At 36.0% G+C, this 21,710-nt stretch carries 15 protein-coding genes and 2 pseudogenes; 4 read left to right on the top strand and 13 right to left on the bottom strand.

Annotated features, from left to right (window positions below; translation table 11 throughout):
* Nucleotides 1-59 precede the first annotated feature (59 nt).
* From EKM01_RS11830 to EKM01_RS11800, 7 genes are all read right to left on the bottom strand, one after another.
* Nucleotides 60-1,481: an aldehyde dehydrogenase family protein gene (locus tag EKM01_RS11830; RefSeq protein WP_126768526.1), complete on the bottom strand. Its 1,422-nt coding sequence runs from the start codon at nt 1,479-1,481 to the stop codon at nt 60-62.
* Nucleotides 1,478-2,779: an aspartate aminotransferase family protein gene (locus EKM01_RS11825; protein WP_126768523.1), complete on the bottom strand. Its 1,302-nt coding sequence runs from the start codon at nt 2,777-2,779 to the stop codon at nt 1,478-1,480. The genes EKM01_RS11830 and EKM01_RS11825 overlap by 4 nt, the downstream gene beginning before the upstream one ends.
* A complete protein-coding gene (locus EKM01_RS11820) occupies nt 2,776-3,261 on the bottom strand; it encodes an Lrp/AsnC family transcriptional regulator (protein WP_126768520.1) in 486 nt (161 codons plus the stop codon). The genes EKM01_RS11825 and EKM01_RS11820 overlap by 4 nt, the downstream gene beginning before the upstream one ends.
* 66 nt (nt 3,262-3,327) lie before the next feature.
* Complete coding sequence (locus EKM01_RS11815; RefSeq protein ID WP_126576884.1) at nt 3,328-4,908, bottom strand: amidohydrolase; 1,581 nt, start codon at nt 4,906-4,908, stop codon at nt 3,328-3,330.
* Nucleotides 4,909-4,978: 70 nt separating this feature from the next.
* Nucleotides 4,979-6,325: an aspartate aminotransferase family protein gene (locus tag EKM01_RS11810; RefSeq protein WP_126768517.1), complete on the bottom strand. Its 1,347-nt coding sequence runs from the start codon at nt 6,323-6,325 to the stop codon at nt 4,979-4,981.
* 85 nt (nt 6,326-6,410) lie between these two features.
* Nucleotides 6,411-7,058, bottom strand: a complete 648-nt coding sequence (locus tag EKM01_RS11805; RefSeq protein ID WP_126515555.1) for a GNAT family N-acetyltransferase — start codon at nt 7,056-7,058, stop codon at nt 6,411-6,413.
* 11 nt (nt 7,059-7,069) lie between these two features.
* Nucleotides 7,070-8,590 (bottom strand): Na+/H+ antiporter NhaC family protein, encoded by a 1,521-nt coding sequence (locus EKM01_RS11800; protein WP_158616100.1) that lies wholly within the window; start codon nt 8,588-8,590, stop codon nt 7,070-7,072.
* Nucleotides 8,591-8,798: 208 nt separating this feature from the next.
* Here EKM01_RS11800 and mmsA point away from each other — a divergent pair, with 208 nt between their 5' ends.
* The 3 genes and pseudogenes from mmsA (at nt 8,799) to EKM01_RS11785 (ending at nt 12,190) form a co-directional block, all read left to right on the top strand.
* Entirely contained in the window at nt 8,799-10,256 is a 1,458-nt protein-coding gene (gene mmsA / locus EKM01_RS11795; protein WP_126768512.1) for a CoA-acylating methylmalonate-semialdehyde dehydrogenase, read from the top strand.
* Between the two features lie 183 nt (nt 10,257-10,439).
* A pseudogene (locus EKM01_RS11790) lies at nt 10,440-10,850 on the top strand (GNAT family N-acetyltransferase); the annotation flags it as partial.
* A gap of 5 nt (nt 10,851-10,855) precedes the next feature.
* Nucleotides 10,856-12,190, top strand: a complete 1,335-nt coding sequence (locus EKM01_RS11785; RefSeq protein ID WP_126768506.1) for an aspartate aminotransferase family protein — start codon at nt 10,856-10,858, stop codon at nt 12,188-12,190.
* A gap of 130 nt (nt 12,191-12,320) precedes the next feature.
* Here the strand turns inward: EKM01_RS11785 and EKM01_RS11780 are convergent, their stop codons facing one another.
* The 6 genes and pseudogenes from EKM01_RS11780 to EKM01_RS11755 form a co-directional block, all read right to left on the bottom strand.
* Nucleotides 12,321-14,432, bottom strand: coding sequence for an ATP-binding protein (locus EKM01_RS11780; protein WP_126768504.1), 2,112 nt, complete (start codon nt 14,430-14,432; stop codon nt 12,321-12,323).
* Nucleotides 14,433-14,590: 158 nt separating this feature from the next.
* A pseudogene (locus EKM01_RS11775) lies at nt 14,591-15,010 on the bottom strand (aldo/keto reductase); the annotation flags it as partial.
* 214 nt (nt 15,011-15,224) lie between these two features.
* On the bottom strand, nt 15,225-16,766 hold the full coding sequence (locus EKM01_RS11770) for an acyl-CoA carboxylase subunit beta (protein WP_126568390.1): 1,542 nt from the start codon (nt 16,764-16,766) through the stop codon (nt 15,225-15,227).
* A gap of 177 nt (nt 16,767-16,943) precedes the next feature.
* Complete coding sequence (accC, locus tag EKM01_RS11765) at nt 16,944-18,386, bottom strand: acetyl-CoA carboxylase biotin carboxylase subunit (RefSeq protein ID WP_126768498.1); 1,443 nt, start codon at nt 18,384-18,386, stop codon at nt 16,944-16,946.
* Nucleotides 18,387-18,479: 93 nt separating this feature from the next.
* The gene (locus EKM01_RS11760; protein ID WP_126460338.1) at nt 18,480-18,965 is read right to left on the bottom strand and encodes an acetyl-CoA carboxylase biotin carboxyl carrier protein subunit; all 486 of its coding nucleotides are present in this window, start codon (nt 18,963-18,965) and stop codon (nt 18,480-18,482) included.
* Between the two features lie 101 nt (nt 18,966-19,066).
* Nucleotides 19,067-21,271: a radical SAM protein gene (locus EKM01_RS11755; RefSeq protein WP_126768495.1), complete on the bottom strand. Its 2,205-nt coding sequence runs from the start codon at nt 21,269-21,271 to the stop codon at nt 19,067-19,069.
* Nucleotides 21,272-21,568: 297 nt separating this feature from the next.
* On the opposite strand from EKM01_RS11755, the gene EKM01_RS15010 reads away from it, so the two are divergent.
* Nucleotides 21,569-21,703: a T9SS type B sorting domain-containing protein gene (locus EKM01_RS15010; RefSeq protein ID WP_126568430.1), complete on the top strand. Its 135-nt coding sequence runs from the start codon at nt 21,569-21,571 to the stop codon at nt 21,701-21,703.
* Nucleotides 21,704-21,710 lie beyond the last annotated feature (7 nt).

Raw genomic sequence — 21,710 nt, 5'->3', positions numbered from 1 at the left:
TTGAAAGATTTAAAATTTGAAAGAGTAATAATATTTATGACTTTCGACTTTAAAAACATCTATGACATATTTCCATAACTGATCAATTTCAATTCCATGTATTCTTTCAACCCTTCAGAACCTGATTCGTGACCGATTCCGCTACTTTTTATTCCTATGAAAGGCAATTCCGTTCCATGCGCCGCCCATTCATTGATTCCTACCATTCCAAATTCTAGGTTTTCCGCATAGAAATTAGCAGTCTTAATATGATTCGTAAACACATAAGAAGCCAAACCGTATTCGGTATCATTCGCCCATTCCAACACTTGTTCTTTAGTATCGAAAGGAATCACAATCATCAATGGTCCAAAAACCTCAGTTTTGATGAATTCTTGAGTTTGTCTGGCTTCAATCAAAGCCGGATGTACAAAAAATCCTTTTTCCGAAATTTCACCACCAATATGAATGGTTGCTCCATCGGCTTTGGCTTTTTCAATCATTGTCACAATATGCTTTTGCTGTGTTTTATTTATTAATGGTCCCACAAAATCAATAGCGCCACCATTAATTCCTGTTTTTAATTTCGAAATATCGTCTTTGACAATCGAAACAAATTGGCTAAAAATATTCGAATGCACATAAAAACGTTGGGGAGCCACACAAACCTGTCCGCAATTTCTTAGTTTCGCAACCAAGGATTGATGTGCAATTGCTTCCACATCTACATCTTTTTCTATAATTACTGGTGCGTTTCCGCCTAATTCAAGCGATAATTTAGTTGCTGTTTTAGAAGCGCCATCCATTAAAATTTTTCCTACTCTAGTGCTTCCAGTAAAACTTATTTTTTTCAATAAAGGATTTTCAATCATCTCTGTTCCTGTCGAAACCGGTTCGGTATTGATTAAGTTGAAAACACCTTTAGGAATTCCTGCTTCGTGTAAAGCTTTTGCCATATTAAAACTAGACAAAGGCGTAAACTCTGACCCTCTCATTACTACGCTACAGCCAGCAGCTAAAGCAGCTGCAACAGCACGAGCTGGATTGTACGCTGGAAAATTCCAAGCAGTAATCACACCAACCACTCCTAAGGATTGATAAATGACCATGGAACGTTTGTCTATTCTGCTGGAAGGAATTACTCGACCATAACTGCGTTTTCCCTCTTCAGCAAACCACTCAAAAAGATTAGCAGAAACCAGCCATTCACCACGAGATTCGAGCATAGGTTTTCCTGTTTCCATTGCTGTTTCCTTGGCGAAAATCTCTACATTTTCCCGCATGTAATTAGCTGCTTTTTTTAAAAATTCAGCTCTAAAATAAGGTGTCGTATTTTTCCATTCTTTAAAAGATGCATCAGCTGCAACAATTGCTTTTTTGCAATCAGCAGCATTTCCAAAAGGAACTTTATCTAAAATTTCTTCGGTTGAAGGACTTTGTACATCCCAGGTTTTGCCATCTATGGCGTCGCACCATTCTCCGTTTATATATTGTTTTCTCATGACAGTATTTCTTTTATTGTTTCTTCTAAAATTGACAAGCCTTTTTCTAAAATTTCATCTTCTATAAATAAAGGACTTAATATTCTGATACAGTTTCCGTAAGCTCCAGAAGTGATTATAATCAATCCTTTCTCTAAACATTTATCCACAATTGCTTTCGTAGAAACACCATCAGACATTCCAGTTGTTGGATTCGAAAATTCGATGGCTAACATTGCTCCTAAGCCACGAACATCAGTAATATTTTTTGGATACAAAGTCTGCCATTGAATGAATTTTTCTAGCACTAGCTTACCTACTTTTTCACCAGCGGCATTGATATTGTTTTTTTGCATGTAATTGATGCTCGCCAATGACGCCACACAACTCAATGGATTTCCCAAATACGTTCCTCCGATAAGTCCCGGTTTAACGGCATCCATAATTTCTTGTTTACCTATAACAGCACCAATTGGCATTCCGCCACCCATAGATTTAGCCCAAGTTGACAAATCTGGAATTACACCATAATGCTCATAAGATGCCCATTTTCCGGTACGACCAAAACCAGATTGCACCTCATCAAAAATCAATAAAATGTTGTTCTCAGTGCAGAATTTACGCAAATACTGCACGTATTTTTTAGATGCAACAGTAAAACCACCCTCACCTTGTACTAATTCCAAAATGATTGCAGCGGTTTGACTCACTGAAACGGTTGTTGAAAAAGTTTTATGCAACTTCATAATCATCAAATCATCGAATTCAGCTTTCGACATTCTTTTATTCATCGAAGGTTTGTTATACGGATATTCCAAACGATATACTTCAGGAGCATAAGGTCCCGCACCTTCTTTATATTTTACATTTGAAGTTAAAGTCATCGCCATCATTGTACGTCCATGAAAAGAACCATCATAACATATAATCCCCGCTTTTCCGGTTACTGCACGAGCAATTTTGATCGCATTTTCTACTGATTCTGCACCGGATAAAGTCAACATTGCTTTTGTAGCTTCCCCGTGTGGCAATATCTCACATAACTTCTCAGTTAAGTCTAAATATTGCTCATAAACAGAAACATTAAATGAGGCATGAATGAATTTTTCGGCTTGTTTTTGAATCGCATCAATAATTTCAGGAACACCGTGACCGACATTATTCACACCAATTCCTCCTGCGAAATCAATTAATTCTCTACCATCGGCATCAATGATTATGGCACCTTTAGCCGATTGAATGCTCGATGGATTAAAAATTCCTAAAGCGTTTGGAACACTTTTCTTTCTTCTTTCGTATAATTTGTCTGTATTATTCATTTTACTTGCTTGCTTGATAATTTTGCTAATTCTAAATCGGGTTGCGCGAATTTGTAAATTTTCATATACATATTTGTTTTGGTGTCAAAAACACCTTCCATCGAATGAATTTTATCGCCTAATAATTCATTCAAATGCTCCATATCCCGACACATAATATTAGCTTCAATATCATAGTCCCCTGAAACAGAAGCCAAAAAACTAATCTCAGGCAACTTTCCTAATTCCTCAAAAATGGTTTTCATATATGATTTTGGTTTAACGGAAATCAAAACACTTGCATAAGCATTAAAACCAATTTTGTTAGGATCAACCCTTCCTATAATTTGCAAAGTCCCATCTTCAATCAAGTTAATATAACGGTGTCTAATGGTACTCACTGCCACATTAATTTCTTTAGAAATTTCAGTAAACGACATTCTCCCGTCTTTTTGAAGCAGCTTCAATATTTGGTAATCTAATTCATCATCTAATACACTCATCGTTTGTAGTTTTTCCTCACCCCAACTCTCTCCAAAGTAGAGGGAACCGAGTCTGAGAAAGTTGTTTTATATTTTTTTATATTTTAATTCTCCATTTACCCATGTTTCATTGACTTCAACGGTAGAAACATCGTCTAATTTAAACGGGTTTTTACTCAGTATAATAAAATCAGCATATTTCCCTACAGAAAGACTTCCTTTTATATTTTCTAAATGATCCGCAATCGCACTTCCTACAGTATAGGCATGCAATGCTTGCTCAAAAGTTATTTTCTGGCTTTCGCCAATGACAAAGCCATCCATCGCTTTTCGGGTAACCGCCGTTTCCATATTGAGCCAAGGATTTATTTCTTTCACCACAGGACCATCGGTCGATAAGGCCAAGTTAATTCCATTATCTAAAACCGTTTTACACGGATAAACTACATCCAATAATGCATCCGGCAAAGTACTTTTAAAATTATTTGCCAATTCGTAAATGAAGATGGGCTGCATCGCTGCAGTCATTTTCATATTTTTAAAATCTTTTATATTTTCATTCGATAAAAATCCAACATGCTCAATTCGGTGACGTAAACTAGGGTTGATTTTGAATAAATCTCGATACACTTTCAAAGTCAAATCAACCGCCTGATGACCAATGGCATGAGTTGCAACAGAAAATCCTTTATCAACAGCTTCTTTGGCCGTTTCGAAAAACTTGTCATAATCCAATCTCAAAACGCCTTTATATCCTTCGGTATTTTTGTAAGGAACATTCAAGGCAGCTGTAGCAGAACTCAAACCTCCATCAGAGAAAAACTTTACCGTTTTTATTTGCAAGAATTCCGATTCATATAATTCCGGTAAAACCTGAATTTCGTCACTACCATCCGGAATTCTAAGCGGAAAAACATTCATTCTCACTTTCAACAATCCTTCTTGGTCCAATTTAATGTAAGCCGCCAATAATTCTTCATTTGCAGCCGGATCCGTCGCACTAGTAATTCCTAAACTCAACAAATACTTATGCCCTTCCAGAATCATGTTTTTATATTCGTCGAAAGTAAAGGCTGGAATGTTATTCATGATTAATCCCAAAGCTCTTTCAGTAAAAATACCTTGCAGACTTCCATCTTTATTTTTGCGAATTTCTCCTCCAAAAGGAATTTCCGTAGCTTCATCAACTTCTGAAATTGCCATGGCTATTGAATTGGCAATTCCAATGTGAGCACAAGTTCTAATTATAAAAACAGGTCGGTCAGAAATAATTTCGTCCAAATCTTCTTTGGTCGGCAATCGTTTTTCTTCGAGAATCATTTCATTGATTCCACGAGCCATAATCCATTCGGAACTTGGGTTTTTCTCAGCAAATTCTTTTAACAATCTTTTGAATTCCACTATAGATTTCACAGCCCGAACATCCAACATATACGTTCTAAGATGCCCAATTTTCCAAACATGAATATGCGCATCATTCAATCCCGGAACAATCGTTTGTCCGCTAAAATCAAATTCATTGGAAAAAGAACCAAATTGATTTCGCAATTCAGTTACACTTCCAGTGGCTTCAATATGGCCAAAATTATTAATTACCATGGAATCTGCTTTTGGAAAAGCAGCATCCATTGTAATAATATTGGCATTATATATCAGTTTAAAAGTCATAAAGTCTATTATTATAAAGTCTAATATCGAACTAGTCTTATGACTTTCGACTTTGAGACTTGCGTCTAAATTATTTTCTTTCGTTCAACACTTCTTGGATAGCATTTTCAATTACATCCAATCCTTCGTTCAATTGCTCATCAGTGATTACAATTGGTGGCAAGAAACGAATACAGTTCGTGTACAATCCTGCTCGAATTAATATTAATCCGTTAGCTACTGATTTTTTAATGACGGCCATGGCCATATCCATATCTGGTTCTTTGGTTTTTCTATCTTTTACAAATTCAACTACGAGCATGGCGCCCAAACCACGAACATCTCCGATACAAGGAAATTTTTCTTTCATGACTTCTAATCGCGTTCTGATGATCTCTCCCACATGAACTGATTTTGCCAAAAATTCTGGTGTGTTTATTTGTTTTACCGTTTCAAGAGCAGCAACCACAGCAATTGGACTTCCGGAATACGTTCCTCCCACACCACCTAAATGAGGAGCATCCATCATTTCTGCTTTTCCCGTTACTGCACTGATTGGCAATCCGGAACCTATAGATTTTGCCATTGTCACCATATCAGGAACTACTTCGCTGTGCTCGATAGAAAGGAATTTCCCTGTTCTTCCAGCTCCGGACTGAACCTCATCAGCAATAAAAACAATGCCATGTTCATCACAAACTTTTCTGATCTTTTCTAAGAAACGTTTTGGCACAGGAATAAAACCCCCTTCGCCTTGAACCGGTTCGATAATAATAGCTGCAACCGAAGAGGGATCTACGTGTGAAATTAAATTCTGGTCGAAACGCTCGATGCAAAAATCGATGTATTCTTCTTCAGTGAAGTTATCCGGTTTACGGTACACATTTGGAGAATGAAACCGATAGATATCTTGTGAATAACTACCAAATCCTCTTTTGAACAAAGCATATTTACTGGTCAAACTTAAGGTAAGTAAAGTTCTCCCATGATATGCCCCTTCAAAGCAAATAACAGCTGGTCGCTTCGTATAATATCGTGCAATTTGGACTGCATTTTCTACTGCTTCAGATCCTGAACAAGCTAATAAGGTTTTTTTAGGAAAATTTCCTGGTGTAATTTTATTAAGTAATTCTGCAAATTCTAAATACGGTTCGAATGTAGTGACTAGCGCTCCGGTATGAAGGTATTTATCCATTTGATCTTTTATGGCATCAACAACTGCTTTTGGTCGGTGTCCCAAATTTACCATCCCAATTCCTCCTGCAAAATCTATTAATTGATTTCCATCTACATCCCACACCAAAGCACCTTCCGCTTTTTCAACAACGACCTCAGTAGATTTTCCCAAACCAGCAGGCAAAGCAGCAGCTCTTCTTGCTAACATTTCTCTACTTTTTGGTCCAGGTATTTCTGATACTTTTTTAATTTGAGTTCCCATTTTTTTTAATTTTTAAAGGCAAAAGGCATTCGCCGATAGCCATTCATTCTTATTGATTAGTTTATTTTTGTTTTTTGGCGCAGGCCTAAATACTATAATTTTCGTCTACCGGAAGGTACATTAACATGCTTGCATATCCACAATCCGGATCATTAATATAGTTATACAAAGGTCGTATCCATCTAAATCCCGCTTTCCTTTGAGGGGTGATTGTAGGATCTGTATATTTATTAATTTGCAAAGCCAAACAATAGTCTTCAATAGTCATTTTATCTTTAAATCTTCCGTAACCAATGGTCATTCCGGCAATAATTTGCCCTTTTAACCCAAGGGTTTTACAGATTTCGGTTCGGGCTTTGTACATTTCTGTCGAAAGACCCAAACCTCGATATTCTGGCAAAATCCCCATATCGATTCCGTACAACCAATCGCCACGAGCAATTTGAACATTGGTAATCCATAAATTATCGGTTTCCTCCAGAAAAGTACTGTCATGTTCCGGAAAATCACATCTGAAGGCACTTGCAGAACCTACTAACTTCCCTTCTTTTTCAACTACTAATTGCCCTTCCGGGAAAACCTTAATATGATTTGCAAAATGATTTCTATTCATAATCTCTGATTCATGTAGTGAGGGATAACACTGCAACTGCACATATTCCATATGATCCGCATCAGACGGAACAGCATTCCTGATGAAAAACTGATTGTGTAATATGTTTTTATAAATCATAGGCAAAAAGTTTACATAATAAATCCACAGATAAAATACATCACAGCCGAAACTCCAAATATTATTAATTGATATGGAAATTGTGAAATACCATGTTTCATCATATCTACTTTACAGGATTGTGCGGTAAGAACTCTATTATCCGAGAAGAAACAGGCCGCTGCTCCCCAAACTGTTCCAGATACTAAAGCACCCTGAGAAAGCCAGAAATTAGCGCCTAATGAATGTGACAATAAGGCTGTCGTTGGCACTAAAATGGCATATATTCCCCAATTAGACCCCGTTGCCCAACAGATCCATGAAACCAAAGCAAAAACAATAAAGGGTAAGGTCGATCTATTTAACCAGCTAATTCCTTGCAAGTGAGACGTTACAAATTCATTAAACCCTAAAGCATTTTGAACATCTTTTAACAAATAAGTAAAAGCTAAAACGGCTAATACAAAAGTTATGGTTTCCAGTCCCATTACAAAATGTCTGGAAATTTTATCAAATTTAATAACTCTAAAAATAAGAAAATAGAGATACGTAAAGACAACCGCAGTAGCAATTCCGCGTAAAGCATCAATACTTCCAAAAATCATATCAGACGAAAAAGTTAAACTTCCCCAATAATCCATATCATAAGGATAAGGGAAAATAGTACACCATACCAAAACAAGTAACGGCATGATAAAATAATATAATTTTCCCGCTTTTTTAGCAGGATTCTTTCTGATTTTTTCCTCTTTAGGTTCTGGAATGACTACTTCAGCCTCGGCATCTCTTATCCCTTTTAAATCTGGAACAACTTTAAATACCACTAAACCTCCCAAAATTAACGAAATCCAAGCCGAAAAATTATAAGGAATTGTTCCTAAAAATGCTTGAATTGCACTTGGACTCACACTCACATCCCCAATATTTCCTAGGGCCGACAATTGTGTGCCGTAAAAAATAGTCCAGGTAGAAATAGGAAACACTACAGTCAAGGGCACACAAACAAAACTCAGAACCAAAGCTAATTTAGCTCTGGAAACTCCAAACTTATCTGTTATAGGCCGCATCGTATTTCCCACAGACAAAGCACTTAAATAGTCATCCAAGAAAAAGAAAAAACTTAAAAAATAAGTCATGATTAGTGATTGCTGTTTCGTTTTTACGTGATTTTCAGAATAGGTTGCAACTGCTCTTATTCCTCCAGATGCAACTAATAATTGCACAAAAGCACCATATAAAATACATACCAATATTACCCAAATTAAACCTTGATCATGCGCATCTCTTGATATCGAACTGAACAAACCATCAAACATATTTAAAGGAAAAATCATTCCTTTCCCCTCTGGAAAAAATTCTGCAGATCCTCCTTTTGATGCTAACAAAATAAAACCCAAAGCACATCCGATAATTAATGGCTCCAATGCTTTTCTGGTTATAATAGCAATCCCTAATACAGTAAATGCAGGAACTAAAGCATCCCAATTAATAAAATAACACAAGGCCGACAGGAATAATAAGGCAACTCCAATAATGGTTGAGATTGATTTCATTGATTTTATGGTTTGGTTAATAGAAAATAATATAAATTGGTTAATATTTAAACTCAAATTTGACATTAATAAAAAACCTAAATATTGTAAATAAATTAATTTATATATGTTTATTTTGTAAATCTAACCATAATTTAGATATAATAACAAAAAAATTACTAAATTTTTATTTAAAAGTGTACATTTGAAAAACTAAAATAAATTAATTATGATATTTAATGAAGTAAAAAATTTTATAAATGGAGCGTTTAAATCAGGAAGCTCCAGCAAAATTCATACTATTATCTCCCCTTTAGATGGTCAAGAATTAACTACTTTCAAAGAATCTACCGTGGATGATTTGAATGAAATTATCGCTTTTGCTCAAAAAGCTCAAAAAGCCTGGCAAAAAGTTACCTTAAAAGAAAGAGTCCAGGTTTTCTATAAATACAAACAATTATTAGAAAAAAACATAGAGGAACTGACCGAAATTATTTACCTCGAAAACGGGAAAATTCATGGGGAAGCCAAAGCTGAAATTGATAAAGCCATCGAACTTACTGAATTTGCCTGTGCTTTGCCTCAATTTGTAAATGGAGAAAACATGGAAGTTAGTAAAGGTGTTTATTGCTCCTCAAGCCGAGTTCCTTTGGGGATCGTTGCTTCTATCGTTCCTTTTAATTTCCCAAGCATGGTTCCGCATTGGACTATTGTAAATGCCTTGGCTCTTGGAAATGCTTTTATTTTGAAACCCTCCGAAGCGGTACCAATCAGCAGTCAATATACAGCAAAACTTTTGAAAGAAGCCGGACTTCCTGATGGCTTATTCAATATCATTAATGGTACACAATCTACAGTTGAAAATCTTTGCGATCATCCGGATATTAAAGCCATAACTTTTGTCGGCTCCACGAAAGTAGCAAAAATAGTATATCAAAGAGCAAGTCAAAATTTGAAACAGGTTTTAGCACTTGGCGGAGCAAAAAACCACATCATTTTATTACCGGATGCAAATCCCGAAATGGCTTCCTCTAATATTGTAGCTTCTATGAGCGGTTGTGCCGGGCAGCGTTGTATGGCGGCTGCAACTTTAATCGCTGTTGGAAATTGCGATGTGATACTGGGTAAATTAATTAAAGACGCCAATAAAATTCAATGTGGTACAACATTAGGTGCCGTAATTTCGAAAGCAGCCAAAGAAAGGATTGAGTTATATATCACTGAAGCCGAACAACAAGGTGCCAAAATCGTTTTGGATGGCAGAAATACGATAGTTATGGGAAAAGAAAATGGTTTTTATGTCGGGCCAACGATTATTGACCACGCAACTGCTGATATGAAAATTGCAAAAGAGGAAATATTTGGACCAGTTCTAACCATTGTTCGTGTTAGTACAATTGATGACGCTTTAGCAATTGAAAATGGCAATCCATATGGAAATGCGTGTTCCGTATTTACACAAAGCGGCGGTTTAGCAAATTATGTAACCGAAAATGCTTCAGCAGGAATGTGCGGGGTAAATATTGGAGTTCCTGTACCCAGAGAACCTTTTGGTTTTGGTGGATGGAATGAATCGAGATTTGGTTCTGGAGATATTACGGGGAAAAGCGCTATTGGCTTTTTTACAAAAGAAAAGAAAACAACCACCAAATGGAATCCTGAAGCTGGAACCAACTGGATGAGTTAAATAATTATGATCGAAAAAGTTAAAGCATCCAATTTTATATTCATTTATGAATGCTACATGCATCCAGAAGTAAACCATTTTTTGCTCTACGAAATAATGGATTCAGAAAGTTTTAGACCTATATTTAATGACTTGCTAAAAGAAGAAATTTTATATCTATATAAATAAGATTCAAAAACTGTCGGAATGTGTAAACTCATCCGACAAAAGCATAGAAATAGCCACATTATGTATCTGGGTGGAGTAGCTATTCATCCTGATTATTTTGGAAAAGGATTTGGAAAAAAAATGATGTTAGAAATCATTAATATATGTAAAATAAAATCTGTTTCCAGAGTTGAATTGAGTGTCGACACTCATAATTTGAAAGCCATAAAACTATATATAAGTGTAGGTTTCACAAAAGAAGGAATTTTGAAAAACTATACTTTTTTAAAAAGCAAGAACAAATTCATAGATGAACAAATCATGTCCAATTTAATATCAAAACAATACAATTGCACAAAGCTTACATCGACAAACAAAATTTATAAGATGCAAATTCTGTCCTACTTTATGGTTTTGTTGTCTAACCAATTGAAACTAAAATTTTAAATATAATGTTAAGTAAAGAACAAATAATAAGTGATAGTAAACAATTCAGTTTGTTTACTTGGGTTGCTCAAAAAAATGTAAATCCAATCCCTATCGAAAGAGCCGAAGGCGTTTATTTATATGAAGTTGGAGGAAAAAAAATAATTGATTTCTCCAGCGGATTAATGTCAGTAAATATTGGTCACGGCGACCAGCGGGTCACAGATGCAATTGTCGAACAAATGCAAAAAGTGAGTTATGTGACCCCATCTTGCACTACAGAAATCCGGGCGCGTTTAGCAAAAAAACTAGCCGAAATTTGTCCCGGTGATTTAAACAAAGCTTTTTTTACACTTTGTGGCGCTTCATCAATCGAAAATGCAATAAAACTGGCTCGTTTATACACTGGAAAGCACAAAATTTTTGGAAGATATAGAGGATTCCACGGAAACTCTTCTGCCAGTATGACTTTAGGCGGAGATCCTAGAAAACTTTTTAGTGATGCCCAACAAGCCACTAATATTTTTCACCTAGATGATCCCTACGATTTTTATGGTTTGAGTGATCAAGACGAAGAAACGAAATTAAAATGGAGCCTTGATTCAGTAGAAAGAATCATTCGGTATGAAGGCGGGCACACTATTGCAGCCTTTGTCTTTGAAGGCGAAAGTGGGTCATCAGGTTGCTTGCATTATCCAAAAGGCTATCTAAAAGGGATTAAAGCCTTGTGCGAAAAATATGAAATTCTATTTATTGCCGATGAGGTAATGAGTGGTTTCGGTCGAACCGGAAAATGGTTTGGTTTTCAACATAGCGACATCATTCCAGATATGATTTGTATGGCCAAAGGTCTGACTTCTTCTTATTTACCCTTAGGTTGTTTGATGGTATCGGATAAAATTGCAGCAAAATATGACGATTCCCCTTTGTGGTTGGGATTGACTTATAATTCACATCCAGTGGCTCTGGCAGCATCACTTGCCGTTATCAATATTTACGAAAGTGATCATTTGATAGAAAACGCAGTCAAAATGGGTACTTACATGGAAAAACAAATTAACAAAATGCGTGCCCAACATCCTTCAATGGGTGATTTTAGAAACAAAGGATTATTGGGTTGTTTGGATATTGTGAAAAGTAAAAAACCATATCAACTAATGGCTCCTTTCAATGCTAATGCTGACGAAATGGAAGTTATGAACAAAGTGAGTGCCAAGTTAAGAGAGCAAGGATTATATACCTTTGTTCGCTGGGGATATATTTTTATTGCACCACCATTAATGATTAACGAAACTGAAATTGACGAAGGTTTATCAATTATTTCTGAAGCTTTAAAAATAGCAGACGAGCACATGAATTAATACATTTTTTCCACAAGAAAATTTAGTATATGACCAAAAAAAGCCGACAAAAGAATTTGGCTTATGCCTTTCATTAGAGGTTGAGAATAAAAAACCAAAAAGTGTTACAAGAGGAACTCCTCAGATAATTCTAGGAATTAATTTCCATAAAAATAACATCCAATAGCGCAAAGACTTTTTCCTTGTCCAAAGGTTTTGTAATGTAGTCATTAAAGCCGCACTGAACTATTTTTTCTCTCTCTTCTGCGGATGAATACGCTGTCTGGGCTATGACTGGAAGTCCCGGTTTAATTAACTTTATTTTTTCAAAAGCCTCATAACCACTCAAAATAGGCATTTTTATATCCATAAAAACCAAACTGATATCCGGATTTTCGGTACAAATAGTAACTGCTTCCTGACCATTAAAAGCACGCAAAACTGTATGGTTTTTTGACTCAATAATTTTCTTTAACAACAAGAAATTGATAGTATCATCTTCAGCAATTAAAATTATTTCATTCTCCTGGTTTCCTGAAAAAGATATCGTCTTACTTGACACAATGTCTTTTTCAGTCTGATCAAATTTTAATGGAAACGAAAATGTAAAAACAGATCCTACTCCAATTGTAGATGTCACTGTTATTTCCCCACCCAGCATCTCTACATACGCCTTCGAGATGGACAAACCAAGACCTAATCCCGTTAATTCAGTAGTGCCGTCCCCTTCAATTCTTCGGAAACGATCAAATATTACTTTCAGATGATTTGTACTCATACCGATCCCTGAATCTTCAATAGTAAACGCTAAAATTCCTTTTTCTTTGTGGACTGTGTATCCAAAAGCAACAAATCCATTATCGGTAAATTTTACCGCATTTGTAATTAAATTCACAATAATCTGTTTCAGTTTCGTTTCATCAGTAAGAATATTTTCTGTAATTTTAGCTGAATTTTCAAGAATATAAAATTGAATATTTTTATCTTTAGGAATCGTAACTTTGATGGAATCATACAACTCTGTCATACATTTTTCAATGTCTAATCCTTTATAATTAGGTGTAATTTGCTTGGCGTCAATTTTAGACATTTCAATAAGATCTTCAATTATTGAAACCAGGTTGTTCCCACTGTTTTTTATTATTTTTAAATATTCCAATTTCTCACTTTCTGTCAAATTTGCATCCGTTAGCAAATCACTAAATCCCATTATGGCATTCATAGGAGTTCTGATTTCATGCGATAAATTAGCCAAAAAAGAAGATTTTAAGGTATCGCTTTCCTCCGCCTTTTGTTTGGATATCTCTAATTGTCTCCTTTGATTGCTGTTCTCTTCAAAAAGATTCCCTATATACCCAAACTCTCCTTTGAATTTTCTTAAAGAAGCTATCGCTTTAATATTACCTGTTTCTAGAATACTTTTGACTAATTTTAGTGGGTTATAAACCCATCGTTTTGTATAATACACAAAAATAAAAATGTTCAATAAAGAAACCAGCACCACAATAAAAAGAATTTCTTTTGAATTTTTATAATTCAAATTGAACGGCCTTTTGAAAAGCAATGTAGCCACAACGTCATCTTTCCAGTCTTTCAGATCTAAACTTACAATTACAAAATCACTTTCTTCAAGAACCGTACGATGCGCCGGAACTAAATTAACTTTTGAACTGCTTATATTTCCTAAAGAATTCAAAAAAGGCTTATCTAAAAGTCTAGCTATAAAAAAGTAACCGGACGGCGCTGTTTTATTCTTTTTGGGATCTATTGAAGGATGAATCGTTGCACCAAAAACCTCGACAATTCCTTCTGGAATTTTAATATAGAATTTTTTTAGTTTCGATTTATAAAGCACTGTCATCATCTCTTTTGGGATAAAGTCAAGGCTTTTAATCTTAGGGGAAGCTGTTTTATTTATTATTTTTTGATCTAAACCATAAACACCAATGTAATCAGCAGAATAGGTTTCAAATTCGCTTAGAATATATTTATCATACCATTTTTTATCTTTTGTTATAGTATAACTAACCAAATTATCCCAATGGGTAACATCAATAATGGTGGCGGTAGTGGTTTTAGAATTGAGTCTAAACAAAGATCTCACTTCTTTATCGTATTGATTGTAAGTGATTTTGTAAAAATTCCGTTCTTCCTGAATAGTATAAAGATATAAGGTGATGTAAATTACAAAAAAGAAAATACTTGCCGAAAGTATCAACATCAGTAGTTTATAGTACGTATTTAATCTAATCAATCTTTTCATGGAATCACTCGAATAAAACTAAAACACAGCCTACTTTTGTAAGACATATCAGTTTTTTTCTATGCCGCAAGTTAACCATTTTTATCAGTAAAAAAAATAAGCCACTTCAAACTAAGTATTTTTTTTATAATAAAACCTTATTTATCAGCGGTATACTTTTAAAAAAGCATTCTAATCTTTCTTAAATCCCTTTTAAATGGCAACTTTTCATTTTTTTTCAGAATTAAAAAAAGATTATTTTTTTTCCTTGTCAAAACAGAATTGATTCGGTTCTCTTTTAGCAACCAAGCCAATGCCATTTGTGCCAAAGGAGAAAAAGCAACACAACCCACTCCTTTGTCTTCGAGAACATCTAATAATCCCGCTTCTGGTTGCCACGCAAACATGGAATATTTCACTTGATGAATAAAGCAGGGTGTCTCCAATTGTTTCAGTATTTCAGTAGTTTCCTTAGTTTGCGCTGCTGTATAATTAGAAATTTCCACATACAATGCTTTTCCGCTTCGTACGGCGTAATCCAGCGCCATCATGGTTTCCTCCAATAGCGTTTCCGGATCAAAACGATTCGAATAAAAAAGAAATTTGTGGCAGTAACAAATCACTTTTTCCACATCTGTCCTATTTCATCTAGTTGTTTTTTTAGCCAAATTCTAATTTAATTTTTATAGTCCGATTGAAAGATACTAAAACGTCAAATGATCCCCCAAAACACCAACTAGTTTTTGATATTAAATGTAAAACTAAAAAACCACCTAAAATAATCAGGTGGTTTTTTCATTTCTTAAAAAAATACTACAACGGAATATTCCCGTGTTTTCTATCTGGAGTAACACTAACTTTATTTTCTAGCATGCTAAAGGCTTTTATCAGTTTGCGTCTGGTGTCTTCCGGTAAGATTACCTCATCCACAAAACCACGTTGTGCTGCGGTATACGGATTCGCAAACAAATTCGCATATTCAGCTTCTTTTTCCAAAAGTTTAGCGGCAGGATCTTCGGCCTCATTGATTTCTTTCTTGAAAATAATTTCAGAGGCTCCTTTGGCTCCCATCACGGCTATCTCGGCACTGGGCCAAGCAAAATTCATGTCGGCACCAATGTGTTTCGAGTTCATCACATCATACGCACCACCGTAGGCTTTACGTGTAATTACCGTAACTCGTGGCACGGTCGCTTCGCTTAAAGCGTACAATAATTTCGCTCCGTGAACGATAATTCCATTCCATTCTTGGTCCGTTCCCGGCAAAAACCCCGGCACATCCACTACAACCAATAACGGAATATTAAAACAATCACAAAAACGAGTAAATCGAGCTGCTTTTTTCGAGCTGTTCACATCCAGACAACCCGCTAAAATCATCGGTTGGTTGGCTATAATCCCAATGCTTTTTCCTCCCAATCGAGCAAAACCCACCAAGATATTTTCGGCATAGTTTTTATGAATTTCATAAAACGAATCTTCGTCAATAATGCCGCTAATTACCTCGTGCATATCGTACGGTTTATTGGGATTATCCGGAATAATAGTCGCTAATTTGGGACGAACCTCATCATTGAGTTCATACCGTAAATTGTGTGCTTTTTCTTTGTTGCTTTGTGGTAAATAACTCAACAAGCGTTTCAAATCTTCCAGACATTCCACATCATTAGCAGAAGTAATGTGCGCCACACCGGATTTCGTAGAATGCGTGCTTGCCCCTCCCAATTCCTCTGAAGTCACCGTTTCATTGGTTACTGTTTTCACGACATTCGGGCCTGTTACAAACATATAACTGGTATCTTCAACCATCATCGTAAAATCAGTCATGGCTGGTGAATATACCGCTCCACCAGCGCAGGGACCCATAATTGCAGAGATTTGCGGAATTACGCCACTGGCTTGTACGTTTCTATAAAAAATATCAGCATAACCACCCAACGAACGAACACCTTCCTGAATACGTGCCCCACCAGAATCATTCAGGCCAATCATGGGTGCGCCCATTTTGACTGCCATATCCATAATTTTACAAATTTTTTCGGCATGAGTTTCAGATAATGATCCCCCAAAAACGGTAAAATCCTGCGCAAAAATATAGACCAATCGACCGTTTATAGTTCCGTATCCGGTAATGACACCATCTCCAAAAAACAGTTCTTTTTGCATTCCAAAATCAGACGTTCGATGGGTAACTAACATCCCGATTTCTTCAAAAGAGCCTTCATCCATCAAATAATTGACGCGCTCTCTTGCCGATAGTTTTTTATTGGAATGTTGTTTTTCGATACGTTTTTTACCGCCGCCCAAATGAGCTTCAGCAATTTTATCGTTTAATGTTTTTATTTTAGATTCCATACTTTATTTAATTGGATACTATTGTTTTTTAAAATTTCGTCACTTCGAGTGGTTTTGAACAGTAATGCGATAGCTTTAATGTTTAAAATTGTATCGAGAAGCCTTGTTAAATGTAAAGTTCTCGATACTTCCCAAAGGTTTTTTGTTTAAAACCTTTGCTCAACTCGAACTGACGTTTTAAGAGTTTAGTAAGCGTACGATTTTTTGATCTTCAAAATACTGTTTCAACGCTACCAAAGCAGCGATTTCGGCTTCTTGCTCCATTTGATTTTTCAATACATCCATATTGTAATAGTTCTTTACAAAATGCGTGTCAAATTTCCCGGAACGAAATGCCTCGTGTTCAAAAACAAATTTCCCAAAAGGCAACGTTGTTTGTACGCCTTCCACATGATAATCTTCAATGGCTTTGAGCATAATTTGAATGGCCTCTTCACGGGTTTCGCCGTACGTAATTAATTTGGCTAACATAGGATCGTAATAAATAGGAATGTCCATGCCTTGTTCAAAACCATTGTCCACACGAATACCCTGGCCAACTGGCAATTGATACACCTCCAAATTTCCCACACTTGGCAAGAAATCATTCATCGGATCTTCGGCATATACACGTAATTCCATTGCATGCCCTTTTATTTTCAAATCTTCTTGTTTTATTGCTAATGCTTCTCCCCTGGCCACTCTGATTTGAAGTTCAACCAAATCAGTTCCTGTAATCCATTCCGTAACAGGATGTTCTACCTGCAAACGAGTATTCATTTCAAGAAAGTAGAAATTATTATTTTCTTCCAATAAAAATTCGACAGTTCCTGCTCCTAAATAATCACATGATTTAGCTACCAAAACAGCAGCTTCTCCCATTTTTTTACGCAATTCAGGTGTTAAAACCGAAGAAGGCGCTTCTTCTATTACTTTTTGGTGACGACGCTGGATACTGCACTCTCTTTCGAATAAATACAACACATTCCCGTGGCTGTCTGCCATAACTTGAATTTCGATATGCCTTGGCGAACCCACATATTTTTCGATAAAAACAGAACCATCACCAAAAGCGGAAATCGCTTCACTGATGGCGCGATCCATTTGAGATTCGAAATCAGCTTCACTCTCTACCACACGCATTCCTTTTCCGCCACCACCTGCAGAGGCTTTAATCAGAATTGGAAAACCAATTTTTTTGGCAACCACTTTCGCTTTTTCGACATCCGTAATGGCTTCGTCAAAGCCCGGAACCATTGGAATGTTGTATTGCTTAACAGCCTCTTTCGCCGCTAATTTACTTCCCATGATTTTGATCGCTTTCGACTTTGGACCAATAAAAATGATGTTATTTTTCTCTGCTTCTTCGGCAAAATCAGCATTTTCACTCAGGAATCCGTACCCGGGATGAATTGCATCTACGTTTAATGATTTCGCAACCTCTATGATTTTACTTCCCAATAAATAGGATTGATTAGAAGGAGCTTCGCCAATCCAAACGGCTTCATCAGCAAATTTTACGTGCGGTGCATTTCTGTCGGCAGTAGAATATACTGCTACAGTTTTAATGCCCATTTTTTGTGCGGTTTTCATCACTCTTATGGCGATTTCACCTCTATTGGCAACTAATAATTTTTTCATTTTATATTTTTTAACCGCAGATTCGCTAATTTTAATTCTCTCACAATCAATTGCGTTATATAATTTAAAATTTTCTTTTAAATTAGTGGTGTTTTATTCGAATTCAATTAACAACTGTCCTTTATCTACGGCATCGCCCATCATTACTGATATGGTTTTGATAACGCCATCACGCGGAGAAAGAAAGCTATTTTCCATTTTCATGGCCCCTAAAATAATAAGGTTGTCATTCTCTTTGACGGTTTGTCCTACTACCACACTGATTTCGAGAATTAAACCTGGCATGGGTGCTTTGATAAAATTGACTTGTTTGGTAAGCCCTACTTCGAATCCCATTTCCTTAATCAAAACATCCAAAGGATTTGAAATGGCAACGGTGTAGGTGTTATTGTTTACCTTTACGGTGTAGCTTTTTTGAAGAAAATCAGAAGTGATGATTTCCGCTTGATAAGGAGTGTTTGAGTGCAAAACATGAAACTTATTCGTTTCCACACTTACTGCATCCAGTTGTGAAATACTTTTCTTTTCTAAATCAAAATGAAAAGTGTCATTTACATTAACTTTATAACCAATACTCATTTGCTTTTATTTTATGGTCGTAAAAATAGGCAAAAGAAAACGTTTTCGTAAACCAATGAAGAAAGTTTTATGCTAATTTAGTATAGGTGTCAAAAATAAAATTATAATACTAATAACCCATATTCCCGCAGCGTTTTAATTGGTTTGGAGTACCAAAACAATTCAAAGTCCTCCAGATATGATTCGAAATCTATTTTTATTTCTTGAAAGCTGTGAGTTTTAGAATTCGAAACAGCGATTTTCTGTAGCATTTCTACCAGCCATTCTCCCTCCCTTTTATTCGTTTGAATACTGAAACTTTCTTTTTTATCATGAAATAGCAAAGTCATTAGTTCCCAAGAATTTCCTTTTTTAGATTTGGTAAAATGTTCCACAAATGGTTTGCCGCCTAACCAAACGATTTTAGCAGTGGGTTTGACGCTAAAATCATTGTCTTCTTGTAGAGCATCAAAAATAAAATCAGGTGAAATTTTAGTTTTTGGAATTTTAAATTCAAACCAATCCTGCAATTCGTAATCAAAACAGATTCCGTGCATGAAATTGAACAACGATTTCTTAAGTCCAAAACTGAATTTATCATGGTCGATTCCTGTTGCATCGGTATAATTAATATCGTTATTGGCAAAAGTTCCAATGATTTCGGTTTCTTTTGTCACACCAAATTTCTCTGGATACAAGCCTACTGGACTGTGCGCCGTCATAGCAAATTGATGCCAAAATCCCGATTGTAATACCCCAACTTCAAATAACTGACGCACCATTTCGAGACTATCTATCGTTTCCTGAATGGTTTGTGTAGGATAGCCGTACATCAAATAGGAATGAACCATGACTCCTGCTTCGGTAAAATTTCTGGTGACTTTAGCCACTTGCTCCACCGTAACGCCTTTGTCAATCAATTTTAATAATCGATCAGAAGCTACTTCGAGACCACCAGAAACCGCAATGCAACCGGAAGCTTTAAGTAGCAAACACAAGTCTTTGGTAAAACTTTTTTCGAATCGAATGTTCGTCCACCACGTCACGGCTATTTTCCTACGAAGAATTTCGAGAGCTAGAGCCCGCATCAAAGCCGGTGGCGCCGCTTCATCTACAAAATGAAATCCGTTCTCACCTGTTTGGGCAATCATTTCCTCCATTCGGTCGCACAATAAATTGGCCGCCACGGGTTCGTAAATTTTGATGTAATCCAAAGAAATATCGCAAAACGTACATTTCCCCCAATAACAACCATGTGCCATGGTAAGTTTATTCCATCTCCCATCACTCCACATGCGGTGCATGGGATTCACAATTTCGATAACCGAAATGTATTTATCCAAAAATAAATCCGAATAATCCGGAGTTCCTACTTGTGATTGTTTGTAATCGTGTTTCAGGGAATTATTTTTATAAACTACCTTTCCGTCTTCCAACAGAAAGGTTCGTTTATAAGAATTGTAATCTGTCCCGAAATTTCGGGATTCAATATTAGAGATTAATTCTTCTATTGGCATTTCCCCATCGTCCAAAGTAATAAAATCGAAAAACTCAAACACACGAGCATCTGAAAGCGAACGCAATTCTGTATTTGGAAAACCACCACCCATCGAAATCTTGATATTGGGATAATGCTTTTTAACCCATTGTGCCGAACGAAAAGCCGCGTACAAATTTCCTGGAAACGGAACTGAAATCAAGAATAATGTAGGTTTTATAGTTTCTATTTTTTCTTTTAAAATAGAAAGAAGAACGGTATCAATATAAGTTGGTTCCTGTTGCAAGGCTTCATACAATTCGTCAAAAGAATTCGCACTTCGTCCCAAACGTTCTGCATAGCGGCTGAAACCAAAATTAGCATCTACACATTCGACAATAAAATCTGAAATATCTTCGAGATACAAAGTCGCTAAATGCTTGGCTTTGTCCTGTGTTCCCATCGTTCCGAAAGCCCAATCAAGTTCTTCCAATTGTGCAAAACGGGACGCTTCCGGCAAGAAATCTTCCTGACAAATTTGAAGCGCCAATGTTGGATTTTTTCCTTGCAGAAAAGCAATCACGGGATCAATCGTTTTTAGATATTCATCTTGCAAAGCTTGAATTCTTTGGGAGTTGGGTGTTAGCTTTTGGGTCCTAGCTGTGGCAATAGCAAACACATTTTGCAAACCTTCTTTAGAAAACAATTCCAAAATCACCTCAATACCCAAATCCGCCTGAACAGACTCAATGTTTTTGGTATTCAGAAACCCTTTAATATAAGCGGTCGCCGGATACGGTGTGTTGAGTTGGGTAAACGGAGGCGTGATGATGAATAATTTGGTTTTCAAAAGAAATAAGTTTTGTGCAAAAATAAGGGATAATTCTGTTCTTATCACCAAAGTAAAAGTCCATATTATTATTTATTCTTTGGATTCAAATATAAAACAAAGCTATTTTTAGTTTCAACGTAATATATAGGTATTTAATTATATTTATCTTGCTGTAAATCTTACTTCTGAAGCGAATTTTTCCTTTTTCATTTACAATACAAAGTCAATGTTTTGATTGTGCCAAAAACCTACGTGGTTGCAATGATGATGCTGCCGATTTAAAGAAAGCAAGCGATGGTATATACCTAGCAAAGAATTAAACAATTAACTCAAAATAGTTCATGTGACGGAAGTCTTAATGGTCATCAACTTCCATCAGGTGATTATTGGTATACAGCAACCAGAACTGATGAAAATGAATACAAAGGTCATTTTAGTTTGAAGCGATAGCAAATTA

The sequence above is a fragment of the Flavobacterium sp. RSP46 genome (assembly GCF_003984825.1).
Taxonomy (GTDB): Bacteria; Bacteroidota; Bacteroidia; order Flavobacteriales; family Flavobacteriaceae; genus Flavobacterium.
This window is presented reverse-complemented; position numbering and strand designations above follow the sequence as displayed.

Coding starts and splice junctions, on each gene's coding strand:
- EKM01_RS11830 (WP_126768526.1), bottom strand. CDS start 1,481: ATGAGAAAACAATATATAAACGGAGAATGGTGCGACGCCATAGATGGC.
- EKM01_RS11825 (WP_126768523.1), bottom strand. CDS start 2,779: ATGAATAATACAGACAAATTATACGAAAGAAGAAAGAAAAGTGTTCCA.
- EKM01_RS11820 (WP_126768520.1), bottom strand. CDS start 3,261: ATGAGTGTATTAGATGATGAATTAGATTACCAAATATTGAAGCTGCTT.
- EKM01_RS11815 (WP_126576884.1), bottom strand. CDS start 4,908: ATGACTTTTAAACTGATATATAATGCCAATATTATTACAATGGATGCT.
- EKM01_RS11810 (WP_126768517.1), bottom strand. CDS start 6,325: ATGGGAACTCAAATTAAAAAAGTATCAGAAATACCTGGACCAAAAAGT.
- EKM01_RS11805 (WP_126515555.1), bottom strand. CDS start 7,058: ATGATTTATAAAAACATATTACACAATCAGTTTTTCATCAGGAATGCT.
- EKM01_RS11800 (WP_158616100.1), bottom strand. CDS start 8,590: ATGAAATCAATCTCAACCATTATTGGAGTTGCCTTATTATTCCTGTCG.
- mmsA (WP_126768512.1), top strand. CDS start 8,799: ATGATATTTAATGAAGTAAAAAATTTTATAAATGGAGCGTTTAAATCA.
- EKM01_RS11785 (WP_126768506.1), top strand. CDS start 10,856: ATGTTAAGTAAAGAACAAATAATAAGTGATAGTAAACAATTCAGTTTG.
- EKM01_RS11780 (WP_126768504.1), bottom strand. CDS start 14,432: ATGAAAAGATTGATTAGATTAAATACGTACTATAAACTACTGATGTTG.
- EKM01_RS11770 (WP_126568390.1), bottom strand. CDS start 16,766: ATGGAATCTAAAATAAAAACATTAAACGATAAAATTGCTGAAGCTCAT.
- accC (WP_126768498.1), bottom strand. CDS start 18,386: ATGAAAAAATTATTAGTTGCCAATAGAGGTGAAATCGCCATAAGAGTG.
- EKM01_RS11760 (WP_126460338.1), bottom strand. CDS start 18,965: ATGAGTATTGGTTATAAAGTTAATGTAAATGACACTTTTCATTTTGAT.